Raw genomic sequence first — 629 nt, 5'->3', positions numbered from 1 at the left:
GCGCTGGCCCGGCCCGACGTGGGCTTCGCGATCTGGCACGAGGGCAAGCTGGTCGAGCAATGGCGCCGCGCCACGCACGAGCAGCGCATGGCCGATGTGCTGGGCCCTGAGTTCGTCGCCGACAGCCGCGCGGTCGAACACGCGGCTGGCCCGATGCGGGTTCTAGGCCGCGCCGGCCTGCCCGAGGCCTCGCGCGCCCGGCCCGACCACCAATACGCCTACGTCAACGGCCGTTATGTGCGCGACAAGCTGGTCGCCCACGCCTTGCGCAGCGCCTATGAAGACGTGCTGCACGGCCAGCGCCAGCCGGCCTACGTGCTGTTCATCGACATCGAGCCGACACGTGTCGACGTCAACGTGCACCCGACCAAGATCGAGGTGCGCTTTCGCGAGTCGGGCGAGGTCTACAGCGCGGTGCGACGCGCGGTCGAGGGTGTGCTGGCGGCCACCGGCGGCAGCCCGATGGGGCGGGCCGTCGAAGCCAGCGCTTCTCCACAGCTTGCGACCGAGGCGCGACCCTTCACCACCGCGCAGCCGCCAACTGGCCTGCCCTGGGGCGCGCAGCAACAGCGGCTGAGCCTGGCCGACCTGGGCACTTTGTACGCTCGCGAGGCGCCGGCCCCCTGGTC

General features: G+C 71.7%; 1 pseudogene. It reads left to right on the top strand.

The window, feature by feature from the left end:
* Nucleotides 1-629: pseudogene (mutL, locus tag AC1DYI_RS37835) on the top strand (DNA mismatch repair endonuclease MutL); the annotation flags it as partial.

The organism is Ideonella sp. P3_A4, from assembly GCF_056403075.1.
This window is presented reverse-complemented; position numbering and strand designations above follow the sequence as displayed.